We start from the raw sequence: 18668 nt of genomic DNA on the forward strand, positions 1-18668 counted from the left end.
AACTGTATGAGTTGATTTGAAAAAGATTCACTAGAACAGTTGAAACTGTGAGGAATGTCACGCTACGGTGCCTTGTATTTTTAAGACGTATCGTTGACAATGAAAAAGGGAATATAGAACGTGGAGGTGTGCCAAATGGAGTATGTATCATTAACACAACAAGGAGAGTATCAGTCGGGAGACTGGGTCTCGCTGAAAATCGGATCGGACGGTTCAACGCGAACGGGAATGATCACGGAATTCGAAAATGATGGATTCTGGATTCGATTTGAAGATGATTTTGATTATGAAGACTTTATCGGCTATGATGAATCGTATTGGATTGCGCTTGTTCGTCGTCCGGTTGACGTAAAAGCGACGTATGCGAGTCTTGCGGAGTACCCGGCACTCGCTGCAGAATTACAGGATCGTGTCATCCAAGGATTCGAGATTTTAGAAGAAGAAGCCGGTGAAAGCGAGATTCGATTCCACATTCGATTGCTCGACGCAGGAAATGAATATACACAGACATTACGGGGATACCGTGATGCATCAGGAGATCATGTCGAATACGTAACGGCATGATGGAATTAAGAGAGTAGGAGAAATCGTTATGAACTTTACAAAACCATTTTTACAGGAAGCATGGGAACGGGCGCGCTTTACCGAGTTGATGCCTGTTCAAGAACAAGCGATTCCGTTGTTGCGCGAAGGAAAAGATGTCCTGGCTGAAGCGCCAACAGGAACAGGGAAGACGCTTGCTTATGTCATTCCAGCTTTAGAAAAGATTGAAGTAGAAGAACCACACGTGCAAGTCGTGATCACGGCACCAACACGGGAACTCGTCATGCAAATTCATCAAGTCATTCAATTGTTTGCTCAAGGAAGTGGTATCAAATCCGGTGCATTCATTGGTGGTGTTGAATTAAAACGACAATATGAACGATTGAAGAAAAAACCACAAATCATCGTCGGAACGCCAGGGCGTCTCGTTGAGTTGATCGATTCGAAGAAGCTAAAGATGCATAAGGTGAAATTGATCGTCTTGGACGAAGCGGATCAAATCTATGAGAGTGGTATGAGTGACTCGGCGACGCGAATCGCAAACAGTGCACTACGCGATCGTCAGTTAGCATTCGTCTCCGCGACATTGCCGGAACGGACAGCAGAATGGGGACGGACGCTTGCAAACAACCCTGAGACGATTCGGGTTGAGCGTGCCGTCAGCACACAAGTGACATTCGGTTATTTGGAGACTTCACGTCGTCAGAAGCCGGAATTGTTACGTCGCCTGGCGAACATGCAAGGATCAAAAGTGCTGACATTCATCAACAACCGCTCCTTCCTCGGACCATTAAATGGTGAGTTGAGTAAATTCTCATTGAAATATCGGATTTTGGATGCTGAAAAAGGAAAACGAGAGCGAATGGAGACATTACGTTCTTACAAAAAAGGAGAGTTTCCTTTACTCGTCACGACAGGTCTTGCGGCACGTGGTCTAGATATCGAAGCAGTCACGCATGTCGTCCATTACGATTTACCGGAGTCGCTTGACGATTTCGTACACCGTTCAGGTCGGACGGGACGTGGAAATGCGAACGGAATGGTACTTGCTCTTGTTACGGATCAAGACTTAAAACACTTAAAAACACTTGCGAAGCAAATGGGCGTCGAGATGGAAGCAATGGAAATTTACCGTGGGGAAGTCATTCCAAAACGTGAATTCACAGCACCTCAGACGATTAAACGACCGGCTACTCCTCACCGGAAAGGGCGATCGAAATGAAGAACGATCGAAAAGTAATTCCGTTTCCGACGACGGTTTCTGAAGCGGAAATGAATGCAGCCTTGAAGAAGATGTATCAAGAAGCAGCGACAGCACGTAGTACGGATTGGGTCGCTTTCATAGAAGAGATTGCAACGGAGGGACGTTGGTATTTAAAAGATGCTGAGTTGTTCCGGGACTTATTCGTAGATTGGGCCATCTTCTATGAGACGGATGATCAAGGAAAAACGCCGCACGGTCGTTTTCTTGAGCAGGTCAAAGAAGAGTTATCGCCTAGCCTCTATCGTGCCTTGCGTGGATTAGCGGACCCGATGCCCTCGCTGTTTCAAGTCGAGGCGGATGGTGTCGTTGATTTGATGTCAAAACAGACGTATCAAACGGATTTGTCTGAGATTGAAGTCGAACCAGGTGATTTGTTGATTGGAAAACTGCTCTACATTTCTGGGAAATGGCGCTTTGCGATTGCCTACATGAAAGTAGCGCGCGCACTGGTACCAGAAGTCCTCGCCTTGTTGACAGATTTCGTGGATGAAGTAGGAGAAGACGCGTTGCTTCGCCAGTACCCTGAGTTTTGTGCGGAATTGATCGACTTACTCCTCGATATCGAAGAAGGCAACATTGCGCCGAGACCAGAAGAATAATCGAAAAAACCTAGGACACATGACCGATTATGATCAATGTGTTCTAGGTTTTTTTTCAAGAATCTGCTCGATATAGGGCGACATCGTTTTTATCCCGATGTTTCACGCGATACATGGCAAGGTCGGCTTGCTTTAAGCATGTTTCAAGATCAGCTTTATGACACGCGGTCACACCGATGCTTGCAGAAACGAATAAGGATTGTCCTTTATAGACGTAAGGACGTCTTAAAAAGTGTAAGAAGGATTTACATTTTCGACGTAAGGACAGTTCATCATCGGCGTGTAAGAGGATCGCGAACTCATCTCCACCCAGTCGATACACCTGTTCTAAAGAATTCGTATGCTCGCTCAATCGTTTCGCGACCTCGATCAATACGTAATCACCTGCTTCATGACCATACGTATCATTGACTTGCTTAAAACCGTCTAAATCGACTACCGCAAGATAATTCATCTCGAGGAGATGGTTCGAAAAATCTCGCTCTAACGAACGACGGTTTCCGATACTTGTCAAGGCGTCATGGTAGGCGTGGTATTCGATCCGTTTTTGCCGGAGCTTTCGTTCAGTGACGTCATGTAAAATCGTGAAACGTCCCATCGAGGTGGCAGCAATTTGAATCGGAATATCAATGATCTCATATCGTCTATGTTGTTCATCTTCATACTCATCGATATCTGTCTCAAGTGTTTCTAATAGGTGACGCATCGTACGAGGAATATGTTCAATCGTCATGTCGGGTAAATGAAACAGACGTTGGGCAGCTAAGTTCGCGTATAGTGCCGTTCCGGATTGATCGAGTCGAATCATCGGATCAGGGTGACCGAGAAAGAGTGGGATGACTTGCTGTTCGCTATCTTTAATTTGTTGTTTTCGATGTTCGATGCGTGAAGCGAGTTGTTCATTCCGTTCGTGTAATTGTGCGACGATCAACCCATGCTGACGAGCAATCAAGATTTGTCGAATGATTAGTAAAACTAAAATGATAAAGATATCGAGCTTTCCGCCTTCTCGTTCCACCATGTAATGAATGAATAAAGGAACGGCCAGTAGAGGGAGCCAGGAGCGGGGAATGACCGTCGTTCGAGTGGTTCCTTCTTCGATATGATCAATATGCCATAGAATAGCTGCACTTTGCACCAAACGGATCAAGATCGGGAAAAACAATAGATAATTCGCTGAGAAGTCCGGGAAATAAACACTTGAGACTTCGTAGATACCGCGAATAAAAATGGATAAAAACAATAAGAACAATGCCATCCTTGATACCCAATGGGTTTCTTGGATGAACGTGAAATAGAAGAAAACGAATAAACCGAGTGATGTATTCGTGATGACGATGATGGCATAAGGAACAGTTTGCAGTCCAGGATTCGTCAATTCATTGAGGACGTGAAACGCGACAAGTCCAATGAAAACGACGATGATCGCGGCATCGACGAAAGCGAGTACGTGTTGTCCGAGTGTCCGTTTTGTGATGATTCGGTAAAAAATCGCGTATAAGAATACGTAATGGGATATTGAAAATAAAATTAGGCTATAAATAGATGGAACTGGAAAGTCTGGATTGAAGAAATGTAATGTCTCAAGAACGGAACCGATACAGGATAAAACTAGTGATCCTAAAGCGATCAGCCAGAATTTTCGTCTTGGTACGACTAATGCTTGTTCCTTACGATAAGCAGTAAGAATAAAATAAGCAATCAATCCAAGAGAGGCATACTGTAGTACTTGTTCAACGATCCGATTAGAGATGGAAGGGGTCCATGTGGCAAGGATCATTAGAGCAAAAGACATGACGAGCATGGCAGGAAACCAACGGATGAAATAGTTCGATTTAAGCATGGACTCCCTCCTAACGTTTAATTTGAGTAGCGAACAAAAAATTGTTTTTTTCGGTCTTCTTAATATGGTACATGGCTTCATCTGCTCGAATCAATAATTGTTCTGAGCTTTTACCATCTTCAGGGTATAAGGAAATTCCGATTGATGGTGTGACTTGAAGCGTATGTGTCTGAATATAGAACGGATGATTTAGAACTTCGAGAACGTGTTCGGCAAACTGACGTGTTTCCGAAGCAGATGCCTGAATGAAGATCAAGAACTCATCTCCTCCAAGACGTGCAACGAGATCAGTTGACGTCGTCATCGATTGAAGGCGGCTCGCCGTCTCTTGTAACACGAGGTCACCAACATCATGCCCATAAGTGTCATTGATTTGTTTGAAACCGTCTAAATCAATGAATAGTAAGGAGCCGTATTCTAACGTCGGCAGAGTTAGATAAAGTTGTTCCTCGAAGTAACGTCGGTTTGGCAAATGCGTGAGCGAATCATGGTACCCCATACGTTCTAGCCATACTTCCTGTTGATAATCTTCCGTGATATCCGCCAAGATGACGAAATAGCGTTGTTGATCCGGGATATCGATGATTGTCGTATTCAAAAAGATTTCCGGATGTTCCTCCGTGGCCGGTACATGTAGCAAATGAGAGGGATAAATCAGCTGCGCTTGTTGAAGCAATGGAATGAGTCGATCGAGTTGTAGCCGTTGGCTCGGTCCGAGCGGTAAATCGCTCCATCCAGCTTCGACAGCAGCTGGATTGACAGATCGAATCTGATACGTAGCATCGATTTCAAGAACAACTTCTGGATAAGATAGAAAAAGCGACGTTAGTTCTTTTTCACGTAACTGTAAGAGTGCTGTCTTTTGATGGACGATGTCTTCTAGATTCGTTTGCAATGCTGTTGTTTCCTGTAACAACCGCAGATTTTCCTGATATGAAAAAAGCTGTCGTGTTAAAAATAATAAAAACGTAATGCCGACGGAAAGTGAGAAAAAGGTTTGGGAGACAGGGAAGAATGTAATATAGAGAATCAGTACAGATAATAAGATGTACGACATCAAGGAACGCGTAAGTGTTTCGACCCGAATAAGAGTTGCTTGTTGTTCATGACTGATGGGAAGAGCGCGAGTATTCATGAAGGCAAGGGTGAAGAGTCCGCTGAGTGGGTATAGCGGAAGCAATAAACCAGCTATTCGCGGTTCACCGTTCAATAACAACGTATAAAAAATAAAGTTCGTCATACCGAGCACGAACGTTCCGAGTACGAGAAAGAGGAATCCTAATCTCGATACGTTTCGCTTTAGTCCAGAAGCATAAAGTAAGAAAAAAAACAGCGTCAACAGAATCGTCAAGAAGGCATAGAAGGTCCAACTGATTTGCTCGAGCACCGTTCGCGTATAAGAGGGGACAAAGCGGAAAATAGCGATGTATCCAGCAATCATCGATACAGTGAACAATGTTAAAGAATCAAGAATCAATAATTTTTGTTTTTGAAACAAAGTCAAATCCAACTGCCGAAATAAGAAGATGACTATCATCGTTAAATGAACCGTGTAAGGCAAATCCAGTAAGACGTTCAGGTTAACAGCGTTCCATTGAAAAAGACGACCAATCATATTGAGGAAATCGCCTAGAAAATACGAGAAAAAGGCGACCGATAACCATTTATATGGAATGGAAGATTGTTTGAAAGCCTTCGATTGACTAAGTAGGAAAATGACGAAAGAACCGACTAGACTAATGATCGCTGAAAGTTGTAACGAGCGATCTTGTGGTAATAGCCAGAGCAGGGTGTACGTGACAACTAAGTAGAATGCGACGGTAGGGTAGATGTTTTGAACGATCCGTTTCACCGGAACTCCTCCTTTCGCAAGCCTTCCATAAAAACGAAATATGCTATAACATTACCCGATATTTAGTTTGAATTCACATTTATTTTCAGATTTAAAATGAAAATAAGAGGTGATTCCCATTTCATGAAAAAAGCGGGGTTCTTCTTTAAGGAAGAACTCCGCTTATCGAAATTATTGATTAGATTGACGATAGTTTTCAAATGCCTCGATTTTTTCAGAAAGGTACGTCCAATACTCCATCCGTTCATCAAGCATCGCTTTCGTTTTTTCAATGGCTTGATACAGTTCATTGACTTTACCAAGATCGCTTCCTGCCGAAGCAAGTTCGGCTTCTAATTGCTCCAGTTCTGTCTCACTTTCTTCGATTTGTTGTTCAATGATTGCCCAATCTTGTTGTTCCTGATAACTTAGTTTTTTTGGCGTCTCTATCTTTGGTGCTGTAGCAACCTCAACCGTCTTTTCAACAACGATTGATGGAACGGGTGCTGTCATTTGCTCAAGATAGTCTGTATATTGTCCATAATAAAAGACGACATTCCCGTCTTCAAATGCAATCAAGCGATTGACGACCCGGTCGAGGAAGTAGCGATCGTGGCTGACCGTGATGACGGTGCCTGGGAATGATTCTAAATAATCTTCGAGGACGGATAACGTCTCAGTATCCAAGTCGTTCGTCGGCTCATCAAGGAAGAGGACGTTTGGTTCTTCCATCAAAATCGTCAACAATTTCAGACGTCGTTTTTCGCCGCCGGAAAGCTTACCGATTTGTTTATATTGGGCTTCCGGTTTAAAGAGAAACTGTTCGAGCATCTGACTTGCCGTGATCTCCTCACCAGCGAGTGTCGTGATGACTTTTGCGATCCGTTCGACCTCATCGATGACACGGCGTTCGGGATGCGTGAACTCGGCAAATTGCCCATAAAAGCCGATCTTCACCGTTTCGCCGTGAATGATTTCACCGGTTGTTGGTTCTAAGCGTTGCGCAAGGATTGAAAGAAGTGTTGATTTTCCACTCCCGTTTCGCCCTACGATGCCATACCGTTCTTTCCGTCCAATCAGAGCGTTAAACGATTCAAAAAGGGTCCGTTCACCAAATCGATGGGAGACGTCATGCGCTTCGATGACTTTTTTACCAAGACGGGTCGAACCGACCTGTACTTCGAGTGTTGATTCTTCTTCCTCGTACGAGAGGTCTTGTAAAGCATCCACGCGCTGGATCCGAGCTTTTTGTTTCGTCGTCCGCGCCTTTGCTCCGCGACGCAACCAGGCGAGTTCGCGACGGAGGATGTTTTGACGTTTTTCTTCCATAGATGCTGTCCGTTCACGACGTTCGGCACGTTTCTCAAGAAACGATTCATAGTTTCCGACATAGAAATAAGCCGTACCGTTCGCGATCTCCATCATATGATTCGTCACACGATTCAAGAAATAGCGATCGTGGGTAATCAGTAGAATCGCACCACGGTATTCCTTGATTTGAGTCTCAAGCCAACTGATCGTCTCAGCATCGAGTTCGTTCGTCGGCTCATCGAGCAGGAGAAGATCGGCTTCATCAAGTAAAGCTTCAGCGAGTCCGACACGCTTGCGTTGTCCTCCGGAAAGAGAGCCGATCAACGCGTTCAAGTCGAGGATGCCGAGTTTGTTTAAAATCATCTTTAAGCGTGATTCCGTGTCCCAAGCTTGCGCAGCATCGACTTCTGTCTGAGCTGTGATGAAGCGATTGAGTAGTGTTTCACTCGTCGGATCTTGTTCGAGTGCTAGACGCGCTGTTTCATAGTGACGTAACGCGTTAATCGTTGGTGTATCACCAGACAACAATACTTCCATGACCGTTTGGTCTTCCGGATAATCGGTCGTTTGCGATAGCAAGCGGATCCGATAATCATTCGGGTGATGCATCGTACCAGCGTCTGCCGTCTCTTTGCCTGCCAAGATATGCAGGAGAGTCGACTTACCGGTACCATTGACACCGATGATGCCAATCCGGTCGCCAGGTGAGACAGAGAATGTCACATCTTCGAAGACGATTTTATCAGCGAATTCTTTTTTAAGATTTTCTGCTTTCATTAACATATTAGACACCTTCTACAATCTGTTTGATTTGCTGTTCGACTGTCTGGACGAGTTCTTTCTGTTTCATCGTACTCGGATCAATCGACGGTAAGATCGTAACGTCGACCGTGGCAGGGCGAATTTTACCCGTTTCCTCCATAACGCGATAACTCCCTGAAATTGCGACGGGTACGACACGAGCACCACTTGATGTCGCGAGTGTGAAGCTTCCCGCTTTGAACTCCGCCATTGGACCGCCTTTAGAGCGTGTTCCTTCCGGGAAGATGATCATCGATTGTCCGTCCTTGATCGTGTCGACACCAGAACGGATTGCTTTCAGCGATTGACGTCGATCTTTTCGATCAATCATGACACACCCCATCAGATTCATCCAAACATTGACGATCGGAATTTTATTCACTTCGATTTTTGAGATGAATGCTTTCGGTTTATCGATTGTTCCAAGTAGAATCGGGACATCGAAGTTCCCTTGGTGATTCGAGATGAAGACGACGGGTTCGTTTGCCGGGATATGCTCACGACCCGTCACGTTGACACGAACGCCAGCGAGTCGGAGAAGAGAGTTTGCCCAGACGCTCGCTACACGCTGAACGAATGCATAGCGCGCGAGATGCGTTCGACGTTTTGCGCTTGGTAAAAACGGTAAGGTACAGGGTAAGACAAGTCCAAAATAAATGAACCAAATGACAGTACGGATCATGGTGAAGTGACAGCTCCTTTTTTCATTGCTGATGTTATTGTACAAAAAAAGACCGGGCGTCGCACCCAGTCTGCGTGATTATTCCCAGTAACGAGGCTCAGATTCCTCTTCGCTTTCTCCAAGTTCAAAGGTGAGGCGACGTGTCGTCGGATCAACAGAGAACGTGGCGTTCGTATTGTCGATCTGTTTGATTTCCATCGTTTCCTCATCCAAAATGAGAGTCAAGCGGACCTTATCTTCGTGATCTACGAGCAGTACGCCATCTTCCTTCAACCATAAATCGATGACAGGAGAGTAGCGAAGTGTCCAACCGTTTGATAAAGGGATTTCGTTCATAATGAATCTGTTCCTCCTAGGTGATGAAATCGTGTTCTTTACTTATCATGCTGGTCTGTCGCGGAGAATGCAAGTGGTGTACTCGGATCTCGATGAGGATAGCCGATTTGATAAGATTGTTCTCGTTTCTTCATCCGTTCGTACTGTTTTTTGACACGACGGTGTTGAATGTATTCAATGTAAGTCAGATAGGACGTACGGATCAACTGGCGGATCGATGATAGTGACAGACAAATCGCTAGTGTAAAGACGAACACACCGATCGAACTCGTATAATAACCGGTAACAAAACTTAAGTATGTAGTGATGAGACCCGTAATCGTCGTAAATAAGTAGAAGAGCACGTCCGTTTCCTCCTCAAAAATTAAAATGATGGCATGTTCATTTAATTCGAGGTCAAACGCAATTTTCCTTTATCGTCCTGTAAATGTCCGGAAAAAATAAAAAATCCACACGGAAGGTGTAGATTTTAAGGGCGATCGATTTGCTGAAGCGCTGGTGTCTTCGGTGTCATATCCGTACTGTTCGATCCTTCTGCGAAGACAATTCCAATCGTAGCAAGGAACGCAAAAAATGCAAAAACCAATGTTTTCGTGAAGCGTCGTGCGAACGAACGCGATTGAATGTTATGAAACATTTTTATCCCCCATATTTACCTAAACTAAACCTTCTTTTTCCTGTTATTTAATCATATATCTTTTTTTCAAAAAATCACGCAAATGTGTTCCGTTCACAAATATGTCACAACTGTCACCATTGTGTCGATATCAGAGATGAATGGAAAAAGAGTATAGTATGGTAGGGAAAGAACAGCAGAACGATTCACAAGAACTGGAATCGATTCAAATACAGAGAGGAGATGACCCGAAATGGGATTACGCGCAGGACAGGTTGTCACATTAAAAGTAGAACGCGAAGCAGAGTTCGGAGTGTTTCTGACAGATGGAAATGAAGACGTGTTGTTGCATAACAATGAACAAACACGGAAAGTAGCCCTCGATGAAGAGGTAGAAGTCTTCTTGTATCAAGATAATGAAGGGCGTCTAGCATCATCGATGACGATTCCAGAAGCTTCATTTGAAGACTATGTCAAGACGACGATTAATGGAACACGCTATAACACAGGAGTGTTCGCGAACATCGGTATTCAAAAAGACGTTCTCGTCTCACTCGACGATTTGCCGCAGCGCCGGATGTTCTGGCCAGAAGAAGGCGATCAACTCTTCATTCGTCTGAAACATGATCAGAAGCTTCGGTTACTCGGAGACCCTGCACCTTATGCATACTTCAACTTACGTGCGAAGCCAGCTCCAGAGGAGTGGAACAACATGGACGTCGAAGGTCTCGTCTTCTCACAACGTGAACCAGGCGTTAACGTCTGGGTCAACGATCAATCGATCGGATTCTTGCATGAACGTGAGATGGAACGTTGGCCGCGTCTTGGAGAAGTCTTGAAATTACGAGTGACAAATGTAAAACCAGATGGTACAGTATTACTTTCAGCACGACCACGTGCCTTTGAAGCCATTGATACAGACGCGGAGTTGATTCTGAACCATCTACTTGAACATGATGGTCAGATGCCGTATGGTGATAAGACAGCTCCCGAGACGATCGATGAAGTATTCGGTCTCAGCAAGGCAGCATTCAAACGAGCGCTCGGTCGCCTGTTGAAAGATAAAAAAATAGAAAAAAATGAAACGGGTATTCGGTTGACGAAATAATCGGACCGAGTAAGCCTGCGTTTCGAATAGATAGTAAGGAATTCATCATTTTGGTGGTTGCGGCTGGTTTGATTACCGGCGACCATTTACTGAATATACCCCATCACTAGTGGGGGCACGCGATGACGTACATCGCACGGTCCGGGCACTTCGCCTTTCCCTCGCCCTTATGGCAACGATTATGATGGTGACTTCCCTAAACATTATTATAAGAGAAACCACTCTATCTTTATGTGATAGATTCTGTTATAATAGGTAGTCGATTGTATTCGTTACGGTAGCGTCTGTTTAGTGGCAGACGCTTTTCATATGACAAAGGAGAGTATTTAGCATTGACAACATTTCGTGAATTAAATCTTAGTGAGGCACTTATCAAAGGTGTCCTAAAAATGGGCTTCGAAGAAGCAACACCAATCCAAGCAGAAACAATTCCAGTCGGACTCAGCGGCGTTGACTTAATTGGTCAAGCACAAACAGGTACTGGTAAAACTGCAGCATTCGGTATCCCAACAATCGAGCGTCTTGACGCAAAATCACGCAACATCCAAGCGTTGATTCTTGCTCCAACACGTGAGCTCGCAATCCAAGTAGCAGAAGAATTGAACCGGATCGGTGAAGTAAAACGCGTTCATGCACTTCCTGTTTACGGCGGTCAGCAAATCGATCGTCAAATCCGCGCACTTCGCAAAAATCCACAAATCGTCGTTGCGACACCAGGACGTTTGATGGACCACATGAACCGTAAGACGTTGAACCTCGATCACGTTCAAACGGTCATCCTTGACGAAGCAGATGAGATGTTGAACATGGGATTCGTCGAAGACATCGAGAAAATCCTCGGTGCACTTCCTGAAACACGTCAAACACTCTTATTCTCAGCAACGATGCCACCACAAATTCGTAAAATCGCAGATCGTTTCATGACGACTCCGACACACATCAAAGTCAAAGCAAAAGAAATGACAGTTGAAAACATCGACCAGTCATTCATCGAATTGAAAGAAAGCCAAAAATTCGACGTTCTTTGCCGTTTGATCGACACGGATTCTCCGGAACTCTCAATCATCTTCGGTCGTACGAAAAAACGTGTTGACGAAATGACTGAAGGTTTGATCCAACGTGGATACACAGCTGACGGTTTACACGGTGACTTAACACAAGCAAAACGTGACCAAGTCATCCGTCGTTTCAAAAAAGGAACGATTGATATCCTCGTCGCGACAGACGTTGCAGCACGTGGTCTTGACATCTCTGGTGTCACACACGTCTACAACTTCGACGTCCCACAAGATCCAGAGAGCTATGTTCACCGGATCGGTCGTACGGGTCGTGCTGGTAAAACAGGATCGGCTGTCACATTCGTTACACCACGTGAATTCGGTCAAATCAAAACAATCGAACGTGTCACGAACAAAAAAATGTCACGTCGTCATGCACCAACACTTGATGAAATCTTAGAAGGCAACTTGAAGCTTGCTGCACAAGAACTCATCAAACGCGTTGAAGCAAAAGACTCAAAAGAATATACGACACTTGCACAAGAACTCTTAGAAGAGTACGAAGCAGTGGAACTTCTTTCAGCAGCACTTAAAGGATTGACGAAAGAGCCGGATGCAACACCAGTCCAAATCTCTTCAATCGAACCAATCCGCGTGAAACGTTTCGGTAGCAACGGTGGTGGAAACCGTCGTCCTTACGGAAACAAAGGTGGAAGTGGAAGCGGCAACCGCAGTGGCGGATACCGTGGAAACAACCCACGCGGTGGCGAGCGTCGTGAAGGTGGTCGTTCATCTTCTTCATCAGATCGTCGTGAAGGCGGTTATGCTGGACGTAGCAACCGTAGCGAAAGCGATCGTAACCGTGGTGGACGTAAACCACGTTTTGAAAAGTAAACGATTCGAACCGATTTGTCACAGACAAGTCGGTTCTTTTTTATGATTTATCTGAGCGGTCATGATAAAATGAGCCATGAACGATAGGGAGAGGGCTGAATCATTCGTGTATACCATTTATGTAGCAGCATCCGTCTGTCTCGTTGCACTGATCGTCGCGACGAAAAAGATTTGTGAGCGGACGACAAAAGGACATTTTCGTTATATTCCGTTGGCGACCTTATTATTTGGCGGCATCATCTTTCTTGTGCTAGCCATCGGTAAGGGAGGAGCCGTCGGAATCCAATACGGTGTCCTGAGTATCATCTACTTGACGGCGACATTCGGTGTGTACTTGTATATCGCATTGCGGAAAGATACGACGTTATCGTAAAACAGGGGCTCTCTCGTTACAGAGAGGCTCTTTTTTTGTTAAGATAGAACAAGAGTACAAGGGGGGAATAGAATGGATGCATTAGATGTCATCGTTCATCCCGAAGAGATAGAGGCATGGTTTCAACCGATCGTAGGCGCTGCCCCTTTTAAGGTGGAAGGGTATGAAATCCAGTCCCATTTTCGTGGAGAACCGTTAAAACCATTTTTTCAGGAAGACGATGTTCCAATCGAGTATCAACTCGAAGTCATGGGGCATGTCGTCCGTCAAGCATTCCAAAAAGTACCCTCCGATGCACAAGCGTTTATTCTGATCCGTTGTCGTCCAGCTTGGCTGTTTGAAAACGGTGGGGAGGACTTCTTGCATGTCTTACGGACGGTCGACTCGTCGTTTCCAAAAGAGCGGATGTACGTTACTTTGACGGATGTCCAAGTCGATGATTTTGACCGTCTGGGTCGGATCGTCGCGTATTACCAGAACTCTGGACTGAAGGTAGCGCTGGACCGTGCGGAAGCAACGAGTCTTGAACGTGTCTTTTCGATGTCGCCGGATATGTTGATCGTCGATTTATCCTCCATGATTGAAAAAAAGACCGTCTCAGCGTCGTATCCACATCTCTTACAGACGATGGAGCATCTTTGCGACCAGCTTGGAGCGCCACTTTTGTATAAGAATATCAGTCATCTCGGTCAACTTCGGTATGCGTGGCAACACGGAGGACGTTACTACATGGGGAATCTACTTGGAGAAGCATCACCTGAATGGGTCATGACCTGTCCTGGTATGGAAGTGTTGATCCATGAAGTCCCGATGTTTTATAAATATGATCGCGAGCAGATGAATCGCTTGTTTCAGCTAGAGCAAGACTGGACGGTTCGATTTAATGAAGATTGTCAGTCCTTGAAGCCGGAGCAAGATCTCGATCAATGGTTGCTGACGCTCGCCCGGAAGATGGAGCCGGAATTCATCCGGTTTTATATCACGGATGCGAATGGATTCCAACAATCTTCAAACGTCAGTAAAAAGAGTGGGGAGTGGAAACTGTATTCCTTCTACAAAGGGTACAACTGGAGTTTCCGTCCTTACTTCATCCGGACGACGGTAGCGATGGAACGACGACATAGTGGATATTTGTCCGAACGGTACGTCGACTTCAGCTCGAGTGAACAAACGCGGACATTTAGTATGCCGCTCAGTAATGGGATGTTCTTATTTGCGGATATCTCTGCAGATTATCTATATCAAGAACGATTGAGTGAATGAGGAGGAAATGAAAGTGTTAGATTATGATTACGAGGCATTACGAGAAATTGGACGAATCGTCGCCATGGCACGCGATGAGATGGCGGATGCCGTCAAACCGGGAATCACGACGAAGGAACTCGATGACATCGGAGCACGCATCCTGAAGGAACAGGGAGCAGAGTCTGCTCCAATCGTCATGTACGATTTCCCAGGAGCGACATGTATCAGTGTTAACGATATCGCAGCACACGGTATCCCAGGGAAGTATGTCATTCAAGAAGGTGATATCGTCAATGTCGATGTCTCGGCTGTGAAGAACGGTTACTACTCGGACACAGGGAAGACGGTCATCGCAGGAGAAGCAAAACGTCCGGAAGATGTCCGACTCGTTGAAGTGTCATTGACGGCGCTTGAGAAAGGACTTGAAAAAGTCAAAGCCGGAACGAAGGTCAACCAGATCGGAAAAGCAATCTATGCCGAAACACGTAAGAGCGGTTTCACGGTCATCCGTAACTTAGCGGGACATGGTCTCGGTAAGACACTCCATGGTGAGCCAGAATCCATCTCGAACTACTTCAATCGTGAAGAGAATGATTTGTTGAAGGAAGGGCAAGTCATCGCTGTCGAGACGTTTATTTCAACAGGAGATGAGTTCTGTATCGAAGATGAGCGGGACGGTTGGACGTTATACACACCGAACCGGAGTCTCGTCTCACAATTCGAGCACACGGTCGTCGTCTTGAAGGACGGGTATGAGATTTTGACGAAAGTCGAAGGCAAAGAATCGTTCTAAGAAAAGCTTATATAGTAAAATACGAAAAAGAGGCAATGGAAGTCAATCCATTGCCTCTTTTTTGTTGTAGTACTCCTATTATAAGGATATCCGGGACGTTGCCAATTTGTTTAACTGTGACTCGGATACGGCTGGAGCGGAATAACGAATGTGTCCGTGTTCGACATGATACGGAGTCTCAAGCAAATCTTCTTCGAAATAATCGGCAGTACTTGCCATATCAATCGGATAAGCGAGTCCAGGAAGTGTTGCAAAAGCAAGGGTCTGACGACGCCCGATACCGCTCTCGAACATCCCACCGAGCCAGTAGGGTGCTTTTGTTCGAAGGGACAAAGCGTTCGTCAGTCCACCGACGCGTGCCGGCTTGATGTTTAGAATCTGACCAGCGTGGAGCGTCTGCATCAACTCGGCATCCACTGGAGCGACGATGGATTCATCCAGACAAATCGGTGTCTGTAAGAGGCTAGCGAGACGTTGATGTCCGGACCAATCCGACGCTGCGAGCGGCTGTTCCATCATAACGAGACCGAATGAATCCCACTGTTGTAATAGAGGGAAGTCTGCTTCAGTGAAGCTACCGTTAGCGTCAAACATCAAGGGCGCATCAGGGAAAGCGGCACGTACTTGCTCAAGAACGACGGTATCCGTCGGAGCGAGCTTCAGCTTGATCCGTCCATATCCGGAAGCGATCGCTTGTCCGACGGCTTCGACGGTCTGTGCTGCGGAAGCCCGTCCGAGTGCTTTCCCGCAAGGTACGAGAGATGATTCATCACCTCCGAGATACGTGGCGAGCGATTGACCGGTAGCTGCTGCGAATAATTCATAGATCGCTCCTTCGAACATCGCCTTTGCCATCGGATTACCTTGGACGATGCGGAAACGATCCGTAACGTCTGCTGGATGATGGAGCGGTTGTTCAAGTAATCGATACAGCAGCGGAGCGATTCCTTGAAGAGAGTGCTGTGTTTCTGATGTATACCACGGTGTATCAAACGCGACACCTTCCCCGTAACCGATTCGTCCTTCCGAATCAGTCAGACGCAAAATCGTCGTCCGACGTACTGTCAGCGTCGAGAGGGCGGTTTGCATCGGACGACGAAAGACGAGCGGAACATCGAACAGTTCGGCAGACCGGAGAGTGATACTCATAATGACTCCTTCAGTTGCTTCCGCAATAGTTTACCGTTCGCATTGCGTGGCAGCGCGCTACGATAGATATAATCAACCGGACATTTATATTTAGCGAGCAATTGACTGATTTCCGTTCGGACGATGACTTCATCGAGTGTACTGACAATGAAGGCGACCGGAACTTGTCCCCATTTAGCATCAAATCGTCCGACGACACCTGCTTCTTGAATTCCATCAATCGAGAGAAGTGCTGATTCGACTTCAGCTGGATAAATGTTTTCCCCACCTGAGATGATGAGGTCGCTTCGACGATCGAGGACATAGAGGTATCCGTCGGCGTCCAGACGTCCTAAGTCACCAGTCTTGAAAAAACCATCTGCCGTAAAGGCGTCTGCCGTTTTCTCTTCCTCATGAAAATAGCCTTTCATGATCGTCGGGCCTTTGACTTCGATTTCTTGATGACGTGTAATGCGAATTTGTGTCGGATGAATCGCTTGTCCGGCCGATCCAATCTTTCGTAAGGCATCCTCAGGCAAGAGGGTTGCGATTTGAGAAGCGGTTTCCGTCATCCCGTATGTCTGCATGACCGGGATATTGCGGTCGAGTGCACGCGTCAGAATCGGTAATGGTACAGGACCGCCTCCTGTCAGTACGACGCGAAGTGCGTGGCGACGTAGCCCGGCTTCGAGCAGCCGATCAAGCATGACCGAGACGAGTGAGACATGGGTGATCTTTTCCGTCGTAATCCAGTGTAAGGCGCGTTCTGGCGAAAAATGTGGCTCGAGAATGATTGGTACTCCATAGATGACTGCCCGATAGACGACAGCTAATCCGCTCATATGGAACAGCGGCGTGACGATCAAAAAACGATCCTCTGGCAGTGATCCGATATGACGCGCGGCGTTCGTCGCACTCGAGAAATGATTCAACATCGTTTGTTCGACGGCTTTCGGATGTCCGGTCGTACCACTCGTAAAGAGCATCGATTGGACGTATTGCTTGGGCATATGGCGTATTAACAGGTCAGGTGCTTCTTTTTCATAAGAGAAAGTACGGCACGGAATCGCTGTATCAAGTGCCCGGTCCGTCACGATGAGCCGTACATCTGCCTGTTTGAATTGACGCAACACTTCTGTCTGCGTCAAACGTGTGTTGATCGGGACGACGGTCAATTCAAGCAATTGAGCTGCGTGAAGTGCGACGATGTAGCGCGCACTCGATGGACCGTAAAGGGCGATCCGGTCTCCGCGTGTCACGATCGTCGCCCAAGTACTTGCTAAGCGATGTGCGCGTGTATATAGTTCAGACCACGACCAACGCTCTGTTTCCGTAATGAGTGCGATGTCATCCGGCTGTTCTTTTGCCCGTGTATAGATCCAAGGATACAAAATAGTCACTTCCTTTTGAGATGAATATACGAAAAAGGTTCAATGTCGTAAGACGATTGAACCTTTTTTTCATTATGGGAAACGTGGGAACTGTCCGAAGTCCGGGTTGCGTTTTTCTTTGAACGCATCGCGTCCTTCTTTTGCTTCGTCCGTTGTGTAGTACAACAACGTTGCATCTCCTGCGAGTTGCTGAATCCCTGCAAGACCATCTGAATCAGCATTGAATGCCGCTTTGAGAAAACGAAGAGCCGTTGGTGAATGTTGAAGGATTTCAGCACACCATTGAATCGTTTCTTGCTCGAGATCTGCGAGTGGGACGACCGTGTTGACGAGTCCCATATCAAGTGCTTGCTGTGCGTCATATTGACGGCAGAGGTACCAGATTTCACGCGCTTTCTTGTGTCCAACAACGCGTGCGAGGTAACCAGAGCCATATCCAGCATCGAATGAACCAACTTTTGGACCAGTTTGTCCGAAGCGGGCGTTGTCTGCAGCGATCGTCAAGTCACACACGAGGTGAAGGACGTGTCCGCCGCCAATCGCATAACCTGCGACCATAGCGATGACTGGTTTTGGGATGACACGAATCAAACGTTGAAGATCAAGAACGTTCAAGCGTGGAATTTCATCGTCACCGACATATCCACCATGTCCACGTACCTTTTGATCTCCGCCAGAACAGAATGCGAGATCGCCTTCACCTGTTAAGATGATGACGCCGACATTTTGATCGTCACGTGCACGTGAAAATGCGTCGATGAGTTCGTGGACCGTGTGTGGTCGGAACGCATTGCGAACTTCAGGACGGTTGATCGTGATTTTCGCGATCCCGTTCCATTGTTCATATTTGATGTCTTCATAGCTGCGGGCTGATACCCATTCCGGAGCATATTTCATGTGAATTCCCCCAAT

18 protein-coding genes are annotated in these 18668 nt (G+C 46.1%); 8 read left to right on the plus strand and 10 right to left on the minus strand.

Features of this window, described 5'->3' with window-relative positions; genetic code table 11:
- Positions 1 to 135 precede the first annotated feature (135 nt).
- Genes EXW93_RS03000 through EXW93_RS03010 form a run of 3 tightly spaced genes read left to right on the plus strand, consistent with a single transcriptional unit; the run spans position 136 to position 2406 of the window.
- Positions 136 to 564 carry a hypothetical protein gene (locus tag EXW93_RS03000; RefSeq protein WP_023467265.1) on the plus strand — a complete coding sequence of 143 codons (429 nt, stop codon included), beginning with the start codon at positions 136 to 138 and terminating at the stop codon, positions 562 to 564.
- A gap of 28 nt (positions 565 to 592) precedes the next feature.
- Positions 593 to 1765 (plus strand): DEAD/DEAH box helicase, encoded by a 1173-nt coding sequence (locus EXW93_RS03005; RefSeq protein ID WP_023467266.1) that lies wholly within the window; start codon positions 593 to 595, stop codon positions 1763 to 1765.
- Complete coding sequence (locus EXW93_RS03010; RefSeq protein ID WP_023467267.1) at positions 1762 to 2406, plus strand: hypothetical protein; 645 nt, start codon at positions 1762 to 1764, stop codon at positions 2404 to 2406. The genes EXW93_RS03005 and EXW93_RS03010 overlap by 4 nt, the downstream gene beginning before the upstream one ends.
- A gap of 55 nt (positions 2407 to 2461) precedes the next feature.
- On the opposite strand, the gene EXW93_RS03015 is transcribed toward EXW93_RS03010, so the two are convergent.
- From EXW93_RS03015 to EXW93_RS03045, 7 genes are all read right to left on the minus strand, one after another.
- Positions 2462 to 4249: a GGDEF domain-containing protein gene (locus EXW93_RS03015; protein ID WP_035398791.1), complete on the minus strand. Its 1788-nt coding sequence runs from the start codon at positions 4247 to 4249 to the stop codon at positions 2462 to 2464.
- Positions 4250 to 4259: 10 nt separating this feature from the next.
- The gene (locus tag EXW93_RS16615; protein WP_174316021.1) at positions 4260 to 6101 is read right to left on the minus strand and encodes a diguanylate cyclase domain-containing protein; all 1842 of its coding nucleotides are present in this window, start codon (positions 6099 to 6101) and stop codon (positions 4260 to 4262) included.
- Between the two features lie 171 nt (positions 6102 to 6272).
- On the minus strand, positions 6273 to 8174 hold the full coding sequence (locus EXW93_RS03025) for an ABC-F family ATP-binding cassette domain-containing protein (protein WP_058713982.1): 1902 nt from the start codon (positions 8172 to 8174) through the stop codon (positions 6273 to 6275).
- A gap of 1 nt (position 8175) precedes the next feature.
- The gene (locus tag EXW93_RS03030) at positions 8176 to 8874 is read right to left on the minus strand and encodes a lysophospholipid acyltransferase family protein (protein ID WP_174316022.1); all 699 of its coding nucleotides are present in this window, start codon (positions 8872 to 8874) and stop codon (positions 8176 to 8178) included.
- Positions 8875 to 8952: 78 nt separating this feature from the next.
- The gene (locus EXW93_RS03035; RefSeq protein ID WP_023467272.1) at positions 8953 to 9210 is read right to left on the minus strand and encodes a hypothetical protein; all 258 of its coding nucleotides are present in this window, start codon (positions 9208 to 9210) and stop codon (positions 8953 to 8955) included.
- Positions 9211 to 9248: 38 nt separating this feature from the next.
- A complete protein-coding gene (locus EXW93_RS03040) occupies positions 9249 to 9554 on the minus strand; it encodes a hypothetical protein (protein ID WP_075642943.1) in 306 nt (101 codons plus the stop codon).
- Positions 9555 to 9679: 125 nt separating this feature from the next.
- Positions 9680 to 9847, minus strand: a complete 168-nt coding sequence (locus EXW93_RS03045; protein ID WP_023467274.1) for a hypothetical protein — start codon at positions 9845 to 9847, stop codon at positions 9680 to 9682.
- A gap of 232 nt (positions 9848 to 10079) precedes the next feature.
- On the opposite strand from EXW93_RS03045, the gene EXW93_RS03050 reads away from it, so the two are divergent.
- The 5 genes from EXW93_RS03050 to map all read left to right on the plus strand — a co-directional run bounded on the left by EXW93_RS03050 (position 10080) and on the right by map (position 15237).
- Positions 10080 to 10934 carry a CvfB family protein gene (locus EXW93_RS03050; RefSeq protein ID WP_023467275.1) on the plus strand — a complete coding sequence of 285 codons (855 nt, stop codon included), beginning with the start codon at positions 10080 to 10082 and terminating at the stop codon, positions 10932 to 10934.
- A gap of 332 nt (positions 10935 to 11266) precedes the next feature.
- Positions 11267 to 12826 carry a degradosome RNA helicase CshA gene (gene cshA, locus EXW93_RS03055; RefSeq protein WP_035398788.1) on the plus strand — a complete coding sequence of 520 codons (1560 nt, stop codon included), beginning with the start codon at positions 11267 to 11269 and terminating at the stop codon, positions 12824 to 12826.
- A gap of 106 nt (positions 12827 to 12932) precedes the next feature.
- Positions 12933 to 13199: a hypothetical protein gene (locus EXW93_RS03060; RefSeq protein ID WP_023467277.1), complete on the plus strand. Its 267-nt coding sequence runs from the start codon at positions 12933 to 12935 to the stop codon at positions 13197 to 13199.
- Between the two features lie 72 nt (positions 13200 to 13271).
- Entirely contained in the window at positions 13272 to 14462 is a 1191-nt protein-coding gene (locus tag EXW93_RS03065; RefSeq protein WP_023467278.1) for an EAL-associated domain-containing protein, read from the plus strand.
- A 13-nt stretch (positions 14463 to 14475) separates the two neighbouring features.
- The gene (map, locus tag EXW93_RS03070) at positions 14476 to 15237 is read left to right on the plus strand and encodes a type I methionyl aminopeptidase (RefSeq protein WP_023467279.1); all 762 of its coding nucleotides are present in this window, start codon (positions 14476 to 14478) and stop codon (positions 15235 to 15237) included.
- A 78-nt stretch (positions 15238 to 15315) separates the two neighbouring features.
- Here the strand turns inward: map and menC are convergent, their stop codons facing one another.
- The 3 genes from menC to menB all read right to left on the minus strand — a co-directional run bounded on the left by menC (position 15316) and on the right by menB (position 18653).
- The gene (menC, locus tag EXW93_RS03075; protein ID WP_174316023.1) at positions 15316 to 16386 is read right to left on the minus strand and encodes an o-succinylbenzoate synthase; all 1071 of its coding nucleotides are present in this window, start codon (positions 16384 to 16386) and stop codon (positions 15316 to 15318) included.
- On the minus strand, positions 16383 to 17756 hold the full coding sequence (gene menE / locus EXW93_RS03080) for an o-succinylbenzoate--CoA ligase (RefSeq protein ID WP_174316024.1): 1374 nt from the start codon (positions 17754 to 17756) through the stop codon (positions 16383 to 16385). Before menE ends, menC begins: the two co-directional genes overlap by 4 nt.
- 72 nt (positions 17757 to 17828) lie before the next feature.
- The gene (menB, locus tag EXW93_RS03085) at positions 17829 to 18653 is read right to left on the minus strand and encodes a 1,4-dihydroxy-2-naphthoyl-CoA synthase (protein ID WP_023469886.1); all 825 of its coding nucleotides are present in this window, start codon (positions 18651 to 18653) and stop codon (positions 17829 to 17831) included.
- Between the last annotated feature and the right edge of the window lie 15 nt (positions 18654 to 18668).

Origin of the sequence: Exiguobacterium sp. JMULE1 (genome assembly GCF_013337175.1) — a bacterium.
In the GTDB taxonomy this organism is placed as follows: Bacteria; Bacillota; Bacilli; order Exiguobacteriales; family Exiguobacteriaceae; genus Exiguobacterium_A; species Exiguobacterium_A indicum.